The 17,395-nt window shown below is 74.9% G+C and carries 15 protein-coding genes; 5 read left to right on the forward strand and 10 right to left on the reverse strand.

Annotation, left to right across the window (positions count from 1 at the left end; all coding sequences use genetic code 11):
- Positions 1-645: 645 nt before the first annotated feature.
- Positions 646-2,958: an ABC transporter permease gene (locus tag ABZ479_RS23310; RefSeq protein ID WP_500463381.1), complete on the reverse strand. Its 2,313-nt coding sequence runs from the start codon at positions 2,956-2,958 to the stop codon at positions 646-648.
- Positions 2,955-3,662, reverse strand: a complete 708-nt coding sequence (locus tag ABZ479_RS23315; RefSeq protein WP_499603009.1) for an ABC transporter ATP-binding protein — start codon at positions 3,660-3,662, stop codon at positions 2,955-2,957. Before ABZ479_RS23315 ends, ABZ479_RS23310 begins: the two co-directional genes overlap by 4 nt.
- Before the next feature lie 139 nt (positions 3,663-3,801).
- On the opposite strand from ABZ479_RS23315, the gene ABZ479_RS23320 reads away from it, so the two are divergent.
- Positions 3,802-4,704 (forward strand): sensor histidine kinase, encoded by a 903-nt coding sequence (locus ABZ479_RS23320; protein WP_500463382.1) that lies wholly within the window; start codon positions 3,802-3,804, stop codon positions 4,702-4,704.
- Positions 4,701-5,423, forward strand: a complete 723-nt coding sequence (locus ABZ479_RS23325) for a response regulator (RefSeq protein WP_500463383.1) — start codon at positions 4,701-4,703, stop codon at positions 5,421-5,423. Before ABZ479_RS23320 ends, ABZ479_RS23325 begins: the two co-directional genes overlap by 4 nt.
- Before the next feature lie 292 nt (positions 5,424-5,715).
- Here the strand turns inward: ABZ479_RS23325 and ABZ479_RS23330 are convergent, their stop codons facing one another.
- The gene (locus tag ABZ479_RS23330; protein ID WP_500463384.1) at positions 5,716-6,159 is read right to left on the reverse strand and encodes a YchJ family protein; all 444 of its coding nucleotides are present in this window, start codon (positions 6,157-6,159) and stop codon (positions 5,716-5,718) included.
- Positions 6,160-6,272: 113 nt separating this feature from the next.
- Here ABZ479_RS23330 and ABZ479_RS23335 point away from each other — a divergent pair, with 113 nt between their 5' ends.
- Positions 6,273-7,151, forward strand: a complete 879-nt coding sequence (locus ABZ479_RS23335; RefSeq protein WP_500463385.1) for a DcsG N-terminal domain-containing protein — start codon at positions 6,273-6,275, stop codon at positions 7,149-7,151.
- 37 nt (positions 7,152-7,188) lie between these two features.
- On the opposite strand, the gene ABZ479_RS23340 is transcribed toward ABZ479_RS23335, so the two are convergent.
- The 5 genes from ABZ479_RS23340 to ABZ479_RS23360 form a co-directional block, all read right to left on the reverse strand.
- Positions 7,189-7,956 (reverse strand): uracil-DNA glycosylase, encoded by a 768-nt coding sequence (locus ABZ479_RS23340; protein ID WP_499603004.1) that lies wholly within the window; start codon positions 7,954-7,956, stop codon positions 7,189-7,191.
- Positions 7,957-8,093: 137 nt separating this feature from the next.
- Complete coding sequence (locus tag ABZ479_RS23345; protein ID WP_500463386.1) at positions 8,094-10,364, reverse strand: MMPL family transporter; 2,271 nt, start codon at positions 10,362-10,364, stop codon at positions 8,094-8,096.
- Between the two features lie 48 nt (positions 10,365-10,412).
- Positions 10,413-11,075 (reverse strand): TetR/AcrR family transcriptional regulator, encoded by a 663-nt coding sequence (locus ABZ479_RS23350; RefSeq protein WP_500463387.1) that lies wholly within the window; start codon positions 11,073-11,075, stop codon positions 10,413-10,415.
- Between the two features lie 163 nt (positions 11,076-11,238).
- Complete coding sequence (locus tag ABZ479_RS23355) at positions 11,239-12,393, reverse strand: spore photoproduct lyase family protein (RefSeq protein ID WP_500463388.1); 1,155 nt, start codon at positions 12,391-12,393, stop codon at positions 11,239-11,241.
- A 36-nt stretch (positions 12,394-12,429) separates the two neighbouring features.
- On the reverse strand, positions 12,430-13,794 hold the full coding sequence (locus ABZ479_RS23360; RefSeq protein ID WP_500463389.1) for a cytochrome P450: 1,365 nt from the start codon (positions 13,792-13,794) through the stop codon (positions 12,430-12,432).
- 226 nt (positions 13,795-14,020) lie between these two features.
- On the opposite strand from ABZ479_RS23360, the gene ABZ479_RS23365 reads away from it, so the two are divergent.
- Positions 14,021-14,287, forward strand: a complete 267-nt coding sequence (locus ABZ479_RS23365) for a hypothetical protein (RefSeq protein WP_500463390.1) — start codon at positions 14,021-14,023, stop codon at positions 14,285-14,287.
- Between the two features lie 13 nt (positions 14,288-14,300).
- Here ABZ479_RS23365 and ABZ479_RS23370 read toward each other — a convergent pair whose 3' ends face one another.
- Positions 14,301-15,122 (reverse strand): DUF3152 domain-containing protein, encoded by an 822-nt coding sequence (locus ABZ479_RS23370; protein WP_500463391.1) that lies wholly within the window; start codon positions 15,120-15,122, stop codon positions 14,301-14,303.
- 206 nt (positions 15,123-15,328) lie between these two features.
- Entirely contained in the window at positions 15,329-16,039 is a 711-nt protein-coding gene (locus ABZ479_RS23375; RefSeq protein WP_500463392.1) for a TetR/AcrR family transcriptional regulator, read from the reverse strand.
- A gap of 116 nt (positions 16,040-16,155) precedes the next feature.
- Here ABZ479_RS23375 and ABZ479_RS23380 point away from each other — a divergent pair, with 116 nt between their 5' ends.
- Complete coding sequence (locus ABZ479_RS23380; RefSeq protein WP_500463393.1) at positions 16,156-17,382, forward strand: saccharopine dehydrogenase family protein; 1,227 nt, start codon at positions 16,156-16,158, stop codon at positions 17,380-17,382.
- The last annotated feature ends 13 nt before the right edge of the window (positions 17,383-17,395 follow it).

Below are 17,395 nucleotides of genomic sequence, written 5' to 3' on the forward strand. Positions count from 1 at the left end.
GCACGCGCCGCCGGCCGACGCAGGGCTCTGTGCCGGGCGAGGTGCCCGTGTGGGCCCTCCTGACGGAAGGGACCCGGCTTGCCCGGTGCGCAACCGGCTGAGGCCCCGCGGTCGGGCGGTGCCGTACCGCGTCTGGAACGATCTGAGGGTGCATGCTGATGATCAGGTCGGTGAGGGTGTCCCCGCGGAACTCGCGGCGTTCCTCCGTGGTGACGTCGACGGCCGCCCGGTGAGGATCACCGCTTCGGTGTGCGGGGATTGCGGCGGCCGGGTGTTCTCCGTGCTGGTCAACGACTGCGCGGCGGAGCGGGAATGCACCGGCTGCGGCAGTCGTGGGTTCATCGCGGACAGCGAGGAGTGCTGGAACGAGGAGTCCTGGGAGGACGACGAACCCGGTGCGGCCGGCTGTCCCTGCGGCGGTGAGGAGTTCGGGGCGGCGGTGGCGTTCACCCTCGGCGGCGACCTGTCGGTCCGCCGGGTCACCCTGGGCCTGCGGTGCGTGGCGGACGGATTCTCCGCCGTCTACGCCGACTGGAAGATCGACTACTCACCCACGGACCACCTGCTGACCATGGTCCAGGCCCCACCCCGTGAGCCCCCGCCGCCGGAAGGGCAGGGGCTCACGGGGTGCGGCGGCCCGCGTCGTCACTCGTTGTGGAGCACTTGCGCGATCGTCAGGCGGGCCGCGCGCCGGGCCGGGAGGTACGCGCCGAGGACCGCGATGGCGACGCCGGTGAGGGCGAGGGCGGTCAGGGCCGTGGGGTGCCAGACGTCCGTCATGTACGGGGGGAGGGTGAGGTCGACGGCGTCGGCCATGCGGGGGACGACCTGCCGGTAGCCCCAGACGCCGAGGGGGACACCGAGCGCCGACCCGAGGGTGCCCAGGGCCGCCATCGAGGTCGTCATCATCACCGTGACCTGGCGCGGGGTCATGCCGATGGACTTGAGCATGCCCAGGTCGCGGCGCCGGTCACGGGTGTTGAGGACGACCGTGTTGAAGACGCCGAGGGCCGCGACGACGGCCAGCATCGCGGTGAGCACCGAGGCCGAGCCGACAACGGTCTGCGTGATCGTGTTCGGGCCCGTGACCGCCGGGCTGACGCCCGGGTCGGCGGCCGCGGCCGCGCGGGCGTACGCGGCCGGGTCGGTGCCGTCACGGAGCCTGACGTGGTAGGCGAGGGGCTTCTCCTTGGGGGCGAGCGCCGTGAACGTCGGCCAGTCGGAGACGAGTAGTTCGCCGTTGCTCTCCATGAAGGCGCCGACGACGGTCACCTCCTCGCTCCGGTCGCCCTTCCGCAGCCCCACCGCGTCGCCGACGCGCAGGCCCGACTGCCGGAGCCAGGCCGTCCCCGCGACGACCTCGCCGGCCCGCCGCGTCCAGCGGCCCTCGGTGAGCACGCTGTCCAGCTCGGGCCCGTCACCGCGGCGCCCCTCGAGCATCGCCTTCCGGGTGGACCCGGCGACCGTCACCTCCACGTCCCCCCGCGCCGTGATCCCGGCGGCGCCGGGCAACGAGCCGAGCAGGGAGTGGAGCCGGGGGTCGGAGTGTTCCGGCCCGACGACCTCGCCGTGCCGCACGGCGCTCGCGTACACGGTGACCTGGTACGCGTCCCGTCCCGCGTCGCCGAACCGGGTCATCGTCGTCGCCAGGCCGGTCGCGAACGTCACCGTGGTGACGCCCAGGACGACCGCGGCCACCGTGAGGGCGCTGCGGCCGGGCCGGGCGAACGGCAGGCCCACACCGAGGCTCACCGAGCGCGGCAGGCCGCTGCCGGCCAGGCGCCGCTGCACGCCCAGGGCGCGGCCCGTCCGCGGGGCGGTGCCCGCGCTGATCGCCCGCGCCGCGGAGAGTCCGCGGGCACGCAACGAGGGGGCGAGCGCGGCGAGCACGCAGACGGCCGGCATGCCGAGCAGGGCGAGCACGTTCACCCACGGCGCGATGCCGACGCTGTCGTGGAACACGCCCGCGTCGGGCCCGGTGAACGTGAACCGGAGGAACGGCGCCGCCAGCAGGTTCCCGGCGACGACGCCGGCGGCGCAGCCCACGACCGCCGGCGCGGTCACCATCACCAGGTACACGGTGAGCACTTGTCCCGGGGTGAACCCCAGTGCCTTGAGGATGCCGATGTGCCGGAAGCCGGAGATCACGGCACCGCTGACGACGTTCGCGACGATCAGCACCGACACCACGATGCCGAGGATGCCGAAGGCCATCAGATAGGGCGCGTACGCCCGCGCGGCCCCGCCGATGCGGTGCTTGAGCGTGAGGTACGACTCGGAACCGACGAGCGCGCCCTGCGGGAGCCCCGCGGTCACCGTCCGCATGTCCTCGCGAAGTCGGGTGTCGGACGACGCGTCGGAGAAGCGGAACAGCATCTGCGTGGTGGTGGGACGCAGCGCGCCGATCTGGGAGGGCGCCACCCAGGCGTCCGCGGTGCGGCTCAGGTCGAAGGCGAAGCCCACGATGGTGAGCGTGGGGCCGGAGGGGATCCGGATGCGCCGGCCCAGGTCGTCGGACGTCCAGTCCGACTGCCGGTTGAGGACCACCTCGCCGGGCCCGGTCGCCCAGCGGCCCGCCCAGACGTCGAGCCGGTCCACCGCCCCGCCCGGGTCCGCCCGTCCGACGACCGTGACCTCGCCGAAGACCCCGAACGCCGCGTCGTCCCGCGGCAGGTCGACCGTGGCCCGCGGGAACGGTCCGGCGGCCGACTCGACGCCGGGCGCCCGCGCGGCGTCGGCCAGCCGGGCGTCCGAGGCCACGGACCGGTCGAACGCGGCGACGACATGGGGGCCGCGCTGCGCGCCGAAGGCCTTGTCGAAGGGCGCGGAGGCCGCGTCGACCAGCCCGAGCGCGACGACGATCGCCCCGGTCGAGGTCAGCGTGACCAGCGCGATGACCAGGGTCTGGAGCCTGCGCCGGCGCACGGCCGCCCGCGCGGCCCGCCACACCGCCCTCATGCCGACGGCTCCAGGGTGTGCTGCCCGGTCACCCGGCCGTCGGCGAGGGTGACCACGCGCCCGGCGCAGCGGCGCGCCAGGTGTTCGTCGTGCGTCACCATGACGAGGGTCTGGCCGATCTGGTTGAGGTCGAGGAGCAGATCCATCACCTGCTCGCCGGCCCGGCTGTCCAGGGCGCCGGTCGGTTCGTCGGCGAGCAGCAGCGCGGGCCGGTTCATCAACGCGCGTGCCACGGCGACACGTTGCCGTTCGCCGCCGCTCAGCACGGCCGGATGGGCGTTGGCACGGTCCGCGATGCCGAGCTCCTCGAACAGCTCCATGGCGCGGCGCCGGGCCGGCCGGGCGGGGGTGCCGGTCAGCTGGGCGGCGAGCGCGACGTTGTCCAGCGCGGACAGGTCGTCGACGAGGTTGAAGAACTGGAAGACCATGCCGATGCGGCGACGCCGGTACAGGGCGAGGCCCTTCTCGTTCATCCGCCCCAGGTCCTCGCCGTGCACCAGGACCGTCCCGGCCGTGGGACGGTCCAGGCCGGCGATCATGTTGAGCAGGGTGGACTTGCCGCACCCGGAGGGGCCCATCACCGCGACCGCCTCGCCGGCGCGGATCTCCAGCGAGACGCCGTTCAGGGCCGTCGTCCCGCCGTATTCCTTGCGTACGCCGTCGAGTCGTACGACGGTCTTCCCGCTGCTGTCCTCAGTGACCATGCACAGGACGCTAGGCGTGCGGCGCGGTTCCGGGCATCACTCCCCGGATGGCAAAGTGCCGGGGATCTCATCCTGGGGATGCAGAGCCCTGCATCCAGGGGCTGATGTGCCCGCGTCGGCGGTCTGGGAGGGTGAACCGGTGGCGGATGGGGAGACGGACGTGCTGGTCGTGGCGCTGGGGGTGGTGTGCGCGGTCGCCGTGTGCCTGGCGGTGGCCCTGGCGCGTACGCGGCGCCGCTGGCGGTCGGCCGTCGGGGAGCGCGGCTGGCTGCTGGAGCGGGAGCGGGAGAGCGCCGCGCGCACCGCGGTGGCCGCTGAACGGGAGCGCATAGCCCGGGAGTTGCACGACATCGTCAGTCACAACGTGAGCCTGATGGTGGTCCAGGCGGGCGCCGCCCGCGAGGTGCTGGGAACGATGCCGGAGGAGGCCGCGGCCGCGCTCCGGTCGGTGGAGGACGCGGGCCGCGGCGCCATGACCGACCTGCGGCACATGCTCGGGCTGCTGGCGCCGTCCCCGGACGGCGTGGACGACGCCGGCGGGGAAGGCGCTCCGGGCGGGCCCGGTGACGGCGCCGCCGAGGCGCTGGCCCCGCAGCCCGGCCTCGACCGGCTGGGCGCGCTCGTCGACCGGATCTCCTTCGCCGGCCTGCCCGTCGAGGTGCGCGTCTCCGGCGAACCGCGCCCGCTGCCGCAGGGCATCGACGTGACGGCGTACCGCATCGTCCAGGAGGCGCTGACCAACGCGCTCCGGCACGGCGACGGCGGAAAGGCGGAGGTGACGGTGCGGTACACGGAGCGCGCGTTGCGCGTCGAGGTGCTCAACACCGGCCCCAGCGTGCTCGACGGGGGCGGTCCCGCGGGCGGTCCCGCGGCCGGGTCGGAGGCCGGGGCGGGAGCCGTGCGGCGCCGCAGGGAGGGCACCGGGCGCGGACTGCTGGGCCTGCGCGAACGGGTCGCGGTGTACGGGGGAGACCTGGACGCCCGGCGCCGCCTCGGAGGCGGCTACCGGGTCAGGGCGCGCATCCCGCTGGACCGGCCGTGACGGCGGCAGCGGAGGGCCCGGGGGGACCGGCTCCCCGCGTGCTCGTCGCCGACGACCAGACCCTCATCAGGACCGGCTTCCGGCTCATCCTCACCGCGCGCGGCATCACGGTGGTCGGCGAGGCGGCGGACGGCGCGGAAGCGGTCGCCGAGGCACGCCGGTTGCGGCCCGACGTCGTGCTGATGGACATCCGCATGCCCGTCATGGACGGCCTGGAGGCCACCCGCCGCATCCTGGAGCAGGCCCCGGAATGCCGGGTGCTCATGCTGACCACCTTCGACCTGGACCGTTACGTCTACACGGCGCTGTCGGCGGGGGCGAGCGGTTTCCTGCTCAAGGACGTCACGCCCGAACACCTGGCGGCGGCCGTACGGCTCGTCGACACCGGGGACGCCCTGCTGGCACCGTCGATCACCCGCAGACTGGTGGAACGCTTCGCCTCCGGGGCGGCGGCGGCCCCGGACGGGCCTGCGGCCCACGTCGGCCTCGCCGCCCTGACCCCCCGTGAACGGGAGGTCCTGACACTGCTGGGCCGGGGTCTGTCCAACCTCGAACTGGCCGCGGAACTGACGCTGAGCGAGGCGACGGTGAAGTCGCACGTCGCCCGTATCTTCGCCAAGCTGGCGCTGCGCGACCGGGCCCAAGCGGTCGTCCTGGCCTACGAGACGGGCCTGGTCCGCCCCGGCGGCCTCCCCGGCGGGGGCTTTCCCGAGCAGTGACCTTGCCGTGTCCGGTGCGCCGGTCGTGGCGGCAGGGCCGGAAGGTGCGGCCGGATCGCCCGGGTGCCGACGGGTGTTGGCCGTTGTGCCGGACCGCGGGCATGGCGAGGGCGGCGGGCCGGACGCCACCGTGCCGCCTCCGGGGTACTGCGGCGACGGCCGAACTGGTCTGCAGCAGACAAGTGGCGTCCAGCGCGGACCACGTCCCCGTCGGGCCCGTGGCGGACGCCGGCCGCGGCGATCCGAACGCGAGCCCCACCGACGGCTCGGCCGCACCGTCGTGCGGTGACGCTCAGGGCAGGGGTGCCACGTAGACCCAGGCGCCGTCGTGGCGGACGAAGCGGCTCCGTTCCTCCATCACGTCGTGCTCGCCGCGCAGGCTGTAGTGCGCGCGGAAGGCGACGGTGCCCTCGCTGTGGAAGGCGCTGCCGTCCGTCGTCGCGAGGACCTCCAGCCGTTCCCAGCGCAGGTGGTGGTCGAGGTCCAGCTCCGCGGGCCGGGTCTCCGGGTGCCAGGTGCGCAGCACGTACGCCGCGTCGTGCACCGCGTAGGCGCTGTAGCGGGAGCGCATCAGGGCCTCGGCGGTGGGGGCGGCGGCGTGGCCGGAGTGGTAGCGGCCGCAGCAGTCCCCGTACGTGGCGGGCAGCCCGCAGGGGCAGGGTGTGCCGGGGGAGTGCGGCACGGGACGGGAGCGGGGGCGCGGGGCGGAGCGGCGGCCGGGGCGGGACTTGGGCATGCCGCCATTGTGCACGGCCGCCGGGGCGTGCCCGCGGGCCCGGTGACCACCGGCGATTCCGCCCGGGTAGCCTGCGGGACGGCAAGATCCCCGCCCGACCCCGAGGAGCCCCCGTGCCGCAGCCGAGGATCGCCCTGGTGACGACCGCGCACCTTCCGGAGGGCACCGTCGACCGCGACCTGTCCCTGCTGCGGGACGCCGTCGCCGCCGCGGGCGCCGGGGCGGCGGTCGTGAACTGGGGCGACCCGGACGTCGACTGGGCCGGGTTCGACCTGGCGCTCATCCGGTCGACCTGGGACTACACCTGGCGCACCGGGGAGTTCCTGGCCTGGGCCGACCGCTGCGGTGCCGCCACCACCCTGCTCAACCCGCCCGCGGTCGTGCGCTGGAACTCCGACAAGCGCTACCTGGGCGATCTGGCCTCCCTCGGCGTGCCCGCGGTCGCCACCCGCTACCTGCCGCCGGGCGGCGGCACCGACGGGTTTCCGGCCGGCCACGAGTTCGTGGTCAAGCCCGCCGCGGGCGCGGGGGCCCGCTACGCCGCGCGCTACCGTCCGGAGCAGCACGAGGAGGCGCGGGCGCACGTGGCACGGATGCACGACGAGGGCATCACCGCGATGGTCCAGCCCTACATGCCGCGGATCGACACCACCGGCGAGCGGGCCCTGGTCTTCCTCGGCGGCCGCTTCCTGCACGCCATCGCCAAGAACGCCGTGCTGTCCCCGGACACGCGCTACGACCAGCGCAAGGTCGCCCACCCCGGGGTGCGCCCCTGGACCCCGACGGAGGCCGAACTGGCCGCCGCGGAGCGGGCGCTGGCCGCCGTGCCGGGACGGCCGGAGCTGCTCTACGCCCGGGTGGACCTGGTCGACGCCGAGGACGGCACCCCGCGCGTGATGGAGCTGGAGCTGATCGAGCCCAACCTGTTCCTCGCCGACCACCCGGACTCGCTGCCGGTGGTCGCCGGCGCGATCGTGCGCGCGGCGGGCTGAAGCGGGACCCGCCGGGTCACGTCGGTCCCGGCCGGTCTCAGCCGTCGCGGCGTGTCACGGGCAGCCCGGCCCGCTCGCCGGCCGCCGCCAGGACCTCGCGCAGCATGGCGGGGGTGAGCCGCCCGGTGAAGGTGTTCTGCTGGCTGACGTGGTAGCAGCCGTACAGGTGCAGCGGCGGCTCCCCTTCCGGGCCCGCCAGTTCCACGTGCACGCCGTGCCCGAACCGGGGCAGCGGGCGCGGCAGCCGGTATCCGGCGCCGCCGAGCACGGGCAGCAGCGCCTGCCAGCCGAACGCGCCGAGCACGACGACCGCGCGCAGCGTGGGCCGCAGCAGCTCCAGTTCGCGCACGAGCCACGGGCGGCAGGTCAGCCGTTCCTGCGTGGTGGGCTTGTTGGCGGGCGGCGCGCAGTGGACGGGCGAGGTCACCCGTACCCCGTACAGCTCCAGGCCGTCACCCCGTTCGGCGGAGGTGGGCTGGGAGGCCAGGCCCACGGCGTGCAGCGCCTCGAAGAGCACGTCGCCCGAGCGGTCGCCGGTGAACATCCGGCCGGTGCGGTTGCCGCCGTGCGCCGCGGGGGCCAGGCCGACCAGGGCCAGTGCCGCGTCCGGCGGGCCGAAGCCCGGCACGGGACGGGCCCAGTACTCCCACCCGGCGTAGGCGCGGCGCCGTACCCGGGCGGTCTCCTCGCGCCAGGCGACCAGCCGTGGGCAGGCCCGGCAGCCGGTCAGCCGCTCGTCGAGCGCGGCCAGGTCCGCCGCCGCGGGCGCGGCGAGCGCGGGGAAGTCCGCCGATTCCTGCTGCACCTGCGCGCCGTCCCTTCACTGCCGTACGTCGGTCGTACGGCCCCGCGCCCCACGCTACCCAGCCCCCGGCCCACGCCGCAGGGGGGTGGCGTGGGCCGGGGAGGCGTGGACCGGGGAGGCGCGGGACGTACGCGGGGTCAGGTGCGGGCCGGCTGAGGCTCCCGCTCCGCCGCCGGACCGGACGGCTCCGCCCCGTCCGCCGCGCCCGCGGGGCGCAGCCCCTCGCCCTCGACGTCGACGTCCGGCAGGATCCGGTCCAGCCAGGACGGCAGCCACCAGGCCCGCCGGCCCAGCAGCGCCAGCACCGCGGGGACGACGGCCATGCGCACGATGAAGGCGTCGAAGAAGACGGCGATGGCCAGACCGAAGCCGATCGACTTGATCATCGCCTCGCCGGAGCCGATGAACCCGGCGAAGACGGCGATCATGATGACCGCGGCCGCGGTGACCACCCGGGCACCGTGCCGGAACCCGGTGACGATCGCCTGCCCGGGCCGCTCGCCGTGGACGTGCGCCTCACGGATGCGGGTGACCAGGAAGACCTCGTAGTCCATGGCGAGACCGAAGACCACGCCCACCAGGAAGATCGGCATCATCGACATGATCGGCCCGGTCTGCTCCACACCCAGCAGGGAGGCCAGCCACCCCCACTGGAACACCGCGACGACCGCGCCGAGGGCCGCCGTCACCGAGAGCAGGAAGCCCAGGGCGGCCTTCAGCGGGACGAGCACCGAACGGAACACGACGATCAGCAGCACGAAGGCGAGGCCGACGACGAGCGCCAGGTAGGGCAGCAGCGCGTCGGTGAGCTTCTGCGAGGTGTCGATGTTCATCGCCGTGGTGCCGGTGACGGAGACCTTGGCTCCGGTGCGGTCGGTGATCCGGTCGCCCGTGCCGCGGATCGCAGCGACCAGGTCCTCGGTCTCGGTGCTGCTCGGCTTGGACGCGGGCACCACGGTGAGGGTCGCGGTGTCGCCGGCCTTGTTGAACCTCGCCGGGGTCACGGCCGCCACGTCGTCCAGGCCCTTGATGTCCGTGGTCGTCTCGCGGACCGCGCCGCGGGGGTCGTCGGCGCCCCTGACGTCGGCGACCACGACGAGCGGCCCGTTGAAGCCGGGGCCGAAGCCCTCGGACAGCAGGTCGTACGCCCGGCGCTGGGTCGTCGAGGCGGGCTGGGAGCCGTCGTCGCCGAGGCCGAGCTCGATCGACGCGGCGGGTACGGCCGCCGCGCCGAGCGCCGCGACGCAGACCAGCAGCACGGCGACGGGACGCCGGATGACGAAACGGGCCCAGCGGGTGCCCATGTTGGGCCGCTCGGCCGGGGGCCTGCGGTGGGCGTGGTGGGCGTGGTGGGCGTGGTGGGCGTTCCTGCCGCGGCGGCGGAACAGCCCGCCGGCGTCGGCCGGGCGGATCCGCCGGCCGGCGAAGCCGATGAGCGCGGGCACCAGGGTGAGGGCGATGAGGACCGCGATGACGACGGTGCCGGCGGCGGCGACGCCCATCTTCGTCAGCATCGGGATGTCGACGACCGACAGGCCCACCAGCGCGATCACGACGGTCAGTCCGGCGAAGACCACGGCGGAGCCGGCGGTGCCGACGGCGCGTCCGGCCGCCTCCTCGCCCCGGCGCCCCTCGGCGAGTTCGGCGCGGAAGCGGGACACGATGAACAGGGCGTAGTCGATGCCCACGGCCAGGCCGATCATCATGGCCAGGATCGAGGTGGTGGAGCCCAGGTCGAGGGCGCTCGCCAGCGCGGTGATGGAGCTGACGCCGATCCCGACGCCGATCAGTGCCGTGACCAGCGGCAGGCCGGCGGAGACCAGGGAACCGAAGGTGATCACCAGGACGACCGCCGCGACGGCGATGCCGATCACCTCGGTCGCCCCGGTCTCGGGGGCCGTCTGCAGCGCGTCGCCGCCGATCTCCACGGTCAGCCCGGTGTCGCGGGCGTGCTCCGCGGCGGTCTCCAGCGCCTCGCGGGAAGAGTCCCGCAGCTCCATGCCGGGGACCTCGTACGCCACGCGGACGTAGCCGACGGTCCGGTCCTCGCTCACGGCCTTCGCGGTGTACGGGTCGTCGACCGAGGCGACCTCGGAGCCGCGCCGCAGCTCGTCGACGACCTTCCGGACGGTCTCCTTGTTGGCGCGTTCCGTCATCTTCCCGCCGGCGGGGGCCTTGAGGACCACGCGGGCGGTCGCACCGTCGGAGCCGGTGCCGGGGAAGCGCTCGTCGAGGAGGTCGAAGGCCTTCTGGGACTCGGTGCCGGGCACGGAGAAGGAGGAGCTGCCCGCGGCGGGCGCGTTGGCGGCGCCGACGCCGGCGAGGGCGAGCAGCGCCACCCAGATCAGGACGACGAAGTGCCGTCGCCGGAAGGCGAACCGGCCGGTCCGGTAGAGGAACGTGGCCACGGGTGCGTACTCCCTGTCGGGTTCGGGGGCGGAGGTGGAGGGGCGCCGTCAGGGAGCGGGCGCGGCGGCGGGGGCGGACGCGGCGGCAGGGGCGGGAGGTCCGTCGGCGGGTGCGGGGCGGACGCCGAGCGCGGGCAGCACGACCGCGTCGAGGAAGGCCAGCAGGTAGGCCTGCGTGGGCGGCTCGCCCTCGAGCACCTGCCGGGTGACGAAGGCGCCGAGCAGCATCTGCAGGAGGTGGGGGAGCGCCGGGTTGTCCGCGCTGATCTCCCCGCGGTCGACGGCACGCCGCAGCAGGGCGTCCAGGCCCGAGCGCTCCGGCTGGACCATGACCTCGCGCAGGGCCCGCATCAGGTCGGGGTTGCCCTGCAGGGCCATGGTCAGGCCGCGCATGAGCGCGCACTGGCGCTCCATCCGCCGGTCGTCCACGAGGGTCAGCAGGGCACGGAGGTCGCCGCTGAGGCTCCCGGTGTCGACGTCACCGGCGCCGGCCGGCTGCTCGTGGCGCAGGGCCCTGGCGACCAGCTGTGCCTTGCCGCCCCACTGCCGGTACAGGGTGGCCTTGCTGCAGTGGCCGCGGGTGGCGAGGGCGTCCATGGTCAGGGCCTCGTAGCCGACCTCGCGGAGCAGGTCGAGGGTGCTCGCGTAGACCGCGGCCTCGCGCTCCGGGGTGAGGCGGCTGCCGCGGCGGGCGGCGACCGGTGCGGTCATGAACCCTCTCCGTCCTGAACGAAACCGTTTCGTACTCCTCAGAGGCTAAGCTCCGGCTCGTCGAAACGAAACGGTTTCGTACGTGGCCTGCATCACGCCGCGAACGGGAACTCCCGGAGGGAACGCGCGCGCGGCACGTGAGGAGGGGAGCCCGGGGCCGGCCTCAGAAGGCGTAGCGGATGCGGAGCCAGGGCGCGTACTCCGCGGCGAGGTCCAGCAGCCGGCGCACGGACGCCGCCTTCTCCGCGGCGCGGTAGCGCACGTTGAGGTCCCCGTTCTGCGACCGCTTGGGCTCCTGCAGTTCCGGGCGCCACAGCACCTCCTCGGCCCGGGGGTGCCAGCTCAGGTTCACCTCGTGCAGCCCGGCGTTGTGGGTGAGCATGATCACCTCGGCCGCGGCCTGGGCCTTCACCGCCGCCGGAAGGACGTCGTCCAGCCGCCGGAACAGCTCCGCCCACGCGGCCTGCCAGCCGGGCCGCACGACGACCGGCGACAGGTTGAAGTGCACCTCGTACCCGGCCTCGAGGAAGTCCCCCGCGGCGGCGATCCGTTCGGCCACCGGGCTGGTCCGGACGTCCAGCAGCCGGGCGTCCTCGGGCGGCATCAGGGAGAAGCGGATCCTGGTGCGTCCGCGTGGGTCGAGCAGCAGCAGGTCGGGGTTGACGAACTTGGTCGCGAAGGACGCCTTCGCCGTGGGCCAGTGCCGGAAGGCCGCCACGAGGTCGGCGGTGTTGTCGCCGATCAGGGCGTCCACCGAGCAGTCGCCGTTCTCGCCGACGTCGTACACCCACGCGCGCGGGTCGCACTGGTTGGGAGCGGGCTTGCGGCCCTGCTCCGCGACGTGCCGTGCGACGCGGGCGATGATCCGGTCGACGTTGGTGAAGGTGGTGACCGGGTTGGCGTAGCCCTTGCGGCGGGGGACGTAGCAGTAGGCGCAGGCCATGGCGCAGCCGTTGGAGGCGCCGGGCGCGATCCAGTCGGCGGAGCGGCCGTTGGGGCGCACGGTCAGGGTCTTCTTCACCCCGAGGACGAGCGTCCCCGCCTTGATCCGCACCCAGCGCGCGGCGTTGCCCTCGTTGCCGTGCAGGCCCGGGATCCGCCAGTGCGACGGCACCTCGACCACCTCGGCGTCCGGGAAGCGGGCGAGGATCTCCCGCCCCCGCGGCGAGGCGGCCGCCTCCGGCTCGGCGTACACCGTGCGGACGTCCAGCATGCGCGCCGCGGCGGGGGAGTCGCGGAAGGACGCGGGGGCCGGCGCCGTGCGCCGCGTGGGCAGGACGTCGTCGAGCGGGAACAGCCCTTCCGGTTCCGGTGCCACCGTCCCGACCCTACCCGGACGGGCGGGGCCGTCGGCTCACACGGCACGCAGCGTCGCGGTCACCTCCCGGCCCGGCTGCAGGGTCAGTCCCGGGCGCGGCGGGATCTCGCCGGGGTCGACGTCCACGTGGAAGCGCCGGGCGAGCGTGGCCAGCACCAGCACCGCCTCCACCATCGCGAAGCGGGCGCCCAGGCAGGCCCGCGCGCCGCCGCCGAAGGGGAACCAGGCGTGGTCCGGCAGCGCGGCCGCCTCCTCCCCCTCCCACCGCTCGGGCCGGAACTCCCCGGGCGCGGGGAACCAGCGCGCGTCGCGGTGCGCGCTCCACTGGCTGGACCACAGCACGGTGCCCTCGGGCACCGGCCGCCCGTCGAGCACGGAGTCCGCCGTGGCGATCCCGGTCATCAGCCACACGGGAGGGTAGAGCCGCAGGGTCTCCTTGACGACCTGCTCCGTCCAGCTCAGTTCCTTCAGGTCGTCGAACCCCGGGTCGCGGTCGCCCAGCACCCGGGCGAGCTCGTCGGTGAGCCGCTCGCGCGCGGCGGGGTTCCGCGCGAGCAGGTACCAGGCCCAGGTGAGGGTGGTGCCCGTGGTCTCGTGGCCGCCGATGTAGAGCGTGACCGCCTCGTCGCGGACCTCCCGGTCGGTGAGCGGGCGGCCCTCCTCGTCGACGGCCGCCAGCAGCCGGCTCAGCAGGTCGTCGCGCTCCTCGCCGCCGTGCCGACGGGCCCCGGTGACCCGGGCCACCTCCGCGTCGATCACCTTCACCGCGGCCTTGAGCCGCCGGCGGCCCGGCGTCGGGACCCACGGCGGCAGGAACAGGGTGACGCCCCGGAACTCGTCGCCGATGGCGCGCTGGGCGACGTCCATCGCCCGGCCGATCACGTCCTCCCGCCCCTCGGTGTCGGCGCCGAACAGGGTGCGCACCGCGATCCGCTGGGTGAGCGCCAGCATCTCCCGTCGCACGTCCAGGCGCCGGCCGGCCTGCCACCGCTCGCCAGCGGCCGCCGCGCACTCGGCCATCGTGCCCGCGTACGAACGCACCTGCCGGGGGCGCACGGCGGGCTGCACCAGCGCCCGCTTGCGGCGCCACGCGGGACCCTCGCTGGTGACGACGCCGTCCCCGAGCACCAGCTTGAAGGCCCAGCCGAGTTCGGGATGGCGGAAGACGGTCTCGACGCCGGTGAGCAACTCGCCGATGTGCTCGGGCCGGGAGAGGAACAGCGCGCGCTGCGGGCCGAGCCGCCAGCGCACCAGGTCGCCGTGGCCGCGCAGCCTGACGAAGAAGGCGAGCGGGTCGCGGGCGAAGGCCGGCAGGCTGCCGAGCAGCGGCAGCCCGCGCGGGCCGGGGACGGGCCGGACGCCGGCGGCGTCCTCGGGCTGTGCGGTGGTCTCCGCGGTCATGTCGTCCTGTCCTCGGGCTCGACGGCGGGGCACGGGCAGAGCGGTCCGCCCCCAGCAAAGCGGCGCGGCGCGCCGTGCGCCAGGGGGCCTCGGGACGAGCCCGGAGCCGCGCCCCGGCCCCGCCGTCGCCCCGACGCTGCGCAGAACTCTTGGCCCCGGCCCTGGTCGGACGGAGCAGCCGAGGGTCACGGGCCGGCCGTCCCGGGCGTCGCGCTACGCTCTGCGCGTGATCGACATCTGGGCCCGGCGGTCGCCTTGGCAGCGCGCGTCGGTCGGTGGACTCCTCGCGCTGGTCGTGGGGTTCGGCTGGTACGCGACCCGGCCGGTCGAGCCGCCCTGCCCCTATGTCCTGGCCTGGCCGAGCGAGGACATGGACGCCGACTTCCGGCTCACGGCCGAGGGCGAGGCCCATGTGGAGCGCTTGATGGAGCAGAAGAGGGCGTCCGGGGAGTGCGCGCCGGTGCGAACGCGCTGGCGCGGCTGGTTCGACTGAACGCCTCCGCGGCTCACGGGACGGCGGGGCCGGTGACGGCGCGGCCGTGGCGGTCGAAGGGCCAGGCGTTGGGCGTGCAGCCGTGGAGGCCCTTGATCTGCTGCATCATCGCCGGTGCGGGGCGCCCGGGGCCGGGGCAGCCGCGGTGACCGCGGCCGAGGCGGTGGCCCACCTCGTGGTTGATGATCAGGGCGCGGTACTCGGCCGGGCGGCCCTTGTAGTAGGGGCTGAGCAGCACCCAGCGCTTGAGGTTGACGACGACGTCCTTGCCGCCGCTGCAGTTCACCTCGCCGCCGGTGTCCAGGCCGTACTTCGCGCACAGGTCGTCCGTGGTGTCCGGGGTGGCCAGGCGCACGAGGAAGTCGTACGGCGGTGCGTCGACGCGCCGGAAGGCGGCGCCGGCCCTCGTCCAGCCGCGTTTGTCGGCGAGTATGCGGTCCACCTCGGCGGCCACCGAGGCGGCGGTGAACCCGGTGCCGTCCTCGACCTCCACGCCGTACCGCAGCAGGGGGCCGTGCCCGATGGTCCGCGAGGTGCCGGGGGCCTCGGTGAACCGGCCGTCGCCGTGCTCCGGCACCCGGGCCGGCCTGTGCTTGGGGGTCGAGGTCGGTGCCTGGGCGGTCGTCGGTGTGGATGCCGTGTACGGCACCGCGGAGGCGGCCGGTCCGTGCTGGGCGGCCGCGGGGGCCGTCCGCCCGCCGGCGTCCCGCCCGGCCAGCACGGCGCACAGTCCCACGGCGCAGACGGCCAGGACCGCGAGGACGGTGAGGCGCGACGCCGTCACGCGTCGCCGGGGCCTCGTCGCGCCACGCTGCTCGGTGCGGGAGCGTGTCATGCGTCGCACTCCCCACGGGCGCCCGGCCCGGACGTCCGCCGCGGCGCTCGCCCGGTCGTCGCGTCCGTGCGTGTCTCCTCGTCCTCGACGACTGGCATCCGCACGTTCCACCAACCCCACTCGCTCTGTCGTTCCGGGACCCGCGCAGGTCAGGGGCGGGTCCGGCCTTCCAGTATGCGGGGGCGGCGGGAGGGTCGGGCGAGCCCTCAGCCCCGGCGCGACGCCGCCAGCCGGGCGGCGGCGCTGTCGAGCAGCATGTCGAGGGCGGTGGGGTAGGCGCTGCGGTTCATCCGGGCGACCAGCAGGTCCGCGGTGGCCGCGATGTGCGGGTGGGTACGTGCCGGGAGGCGCGCGTACGTCTCCCGCCACACGTCCCGGTCGGCGGCCCGGGCGGCCTCGGGGAGGGCCAGGGTCGCCGCGTCCAGCGCCGCGAAGGCCAGGGCCTGGTCGATGTGGGCCTGGTAGATCGCCACCGCGGCGGGGTCGGGGAACCCGGCGGTGCGCAGGACGCCGAGGACCGCCTCGTCGGCCGCCGTCTCGTGGGCCCGGCCGGAGACCCGGCTGGCGGTGAGCACCGCCGCGTGGGGGTGGGCGAGGTACGCGGTGTGGATGCGCATCCCCAGGTCGCGCAGGTCGGTGCGCCAGCCGCCGGTGGGCCGCCACCCCTCCATCGCCCGGCCCATCAGGTCGTCCGCGATGGCGAGGGTGAGGTTGTTCATACCGCGGAAGTACCGGTAGAGCGTGCTCGGGTCGGCGCCGAGCGCGGTGCCCAGCCGCCGCACGGTGAGTCCGGCGGGGCCGTGCTCGTGCAGCATGCGCAGCGCGGTGTCGACGATCAGCCGGTGCGAGAGCACCGCCCCGTTCCTGGTGGGGCGGCGGCGCCGGCGTGCCGCCTCCTCGACAACCTTCTTGGGCACGAGGCCCTCCCTTCCCGGCGTGCGTCCTTATGCCAACACCATTGACCATACGGCGACGGGCGGCGTTTCATCCCTGGGCAGAGGCGCCTCCGCCTCGGAACGGAGAGTTGTCAGCCATGCGTGTACTGCTCGTGGGAGCCGGCGGGGTGGGCACCGCCATCGCCCGGATCGCCGCCTGTCGCCCGTTCTTCGAGGCCATGGTCGTCGCCGACCGGGACCTCGTCCGCGCCGAGGCCGCCGTGGCGTCCGTGGCGTCCGCGGACGGCGGCGGCCGGTTCTCCGCCGCCCGCGTCGACGCCTCCGACGAGGCGGCGGTCGGCGCGCTGCTCGCCCAGGAGCGCTGCGACGTTCTGCTCAACGCCACCGACCCGCGCTTCGTGATGCCCCTGTTCGGCGCGGCCCTCGCCGCCGGCGCCGACTACCTGGACATGGCGATGTCGCTCTCCCGCCCGCATCCGGAGCGCCCCTACGAGGAGTGCGGGGTCAAGCTCGGCGACGCCCAGTTCGAGCGGGCCGCGGAGTGGGAGCGGGCCGGCCGGCTGGCCCTGGTCGGGATGGGCGTGGAGCCGGGCCTCTCGGACGTCTTCGCCCGCTACGCCGCCGACGAACTGTTCGACGCGATCGAGGAGATCGGGGTGCGCGACGGGGCGAACCTGACCGTCGAGGGCCACGACTTCGCACCGTCGTTCAGCATCTGGACCACGATCGAGGAGTGCCTGAACCCGCCGGTGGTGTACGAGGCCGGACGCGGCTGGTTCACGACCCCGCCCTTCAGCGAGCCGGAGGTCTTCGACTTCCCCGAGGGCATCGGCCCCGTCGGTTGCGTGAACGTCGAGCACGAGGAGGTGCTGCTGATGCCGCGCTGGGTCGACGCGGGGCGCGTCACCTTCAAGTACGGCCTGGGGGAGGAGTTCATCGGCACGCTCAGGACCCTCCACCAGCTCGGCCTGGACCGCACCGAGCCCGTCCGGGTGCCGAGCGGCGGGGGATCCGTCCTGGTCAGCCCGCGGGACGTGGTGGCCGCCTGCCTGCCCGACCCGGCGACGCTGGGCGAGCGCATGCACGGCAAGACCTGCGCCGGCACGTGGGTGAAGGGGACGAAGGACGGCCGGGCGCGCGAGGTGTACCTGTACCACGTCGTCGACAACCAGTGGTCGATGCGCGAGTACGGCTCGCAGGCCGTCGTCTGGCAGACGGCCGTCAACCCCGTGGTGGCGCTGGAGTTGATGGCCGCGGGCACCTGGGCGGGCAGCGGTGTCCTCGGCCCCGAGGCCTTCGCCCCGCGGCCGTTTCTCGACCTGCTGACCTCCTACGGCGTCCCGTGGGGTCTGCGCGAGTCCTGACGGATGGTCAGCC

The sequence above is a fragment of the Streptomyces sp. NPDC005722 genome, assembly GCF_040630935.1.
Classification (GTDB): Bacteria; Actinomycetota; Actinomycetes; order Streptomycetales; family Streptomycetaceae; genus Actinacidiphila.

Coding starts and splice junctions, on each gene's coding strand:
- ABZ479_RS23310 (WP_500463381.1), bottom strand. CDS start 2,958: ATGAGGGCGGTGTGGCGGGCCGCGCGGGCGGCCGTGCGCCGGCGCAGG.
- ABZ479_RS23315 (WP_499603009.1), bottom strand. CDS start 3,662: ATGGTCACTGAGGACAGCAGCGGGAAGACCGTCGTACGACTCGACGGC.
- ABZ479_RS23330 (WP_500463384.1), bottom strand. CDS start 6,159: ATGCCCAAGTCCCGCCCCGGCCGCCGCTCCGCCCCGCGCCCCCGCTCC.
- ABZ479_RS23350 (WP_500463387.1), bottom strand. CDS start 11,075: ATGACCGCACCGGTCGCCGCCCGCCGCGGCAGCCGCCTCACCCCGGAG.
- ABZ479_RS23360 (WP_500463389.1), bottom strand. CDS start 13,794: ATGACCGCGGAGACCACCGCACAGCCCGAGGACGCCGCCGGCGTCCGG.
- ABZ479_RS23370 (WP_500463391.1), bottom strand. CDS start 15,122: ATGACACGCTCCCGCACCGAGCAGCGTGGCGCGACGAGGCCCCGGCGA.
- ABZ479_RS23380 (WP_500463393.1), top strand. CDS start 16,156: ATGCGTGTACTGCTCGTGGGAGCCGGCGGGGTGGGCACCGCCATCGCC.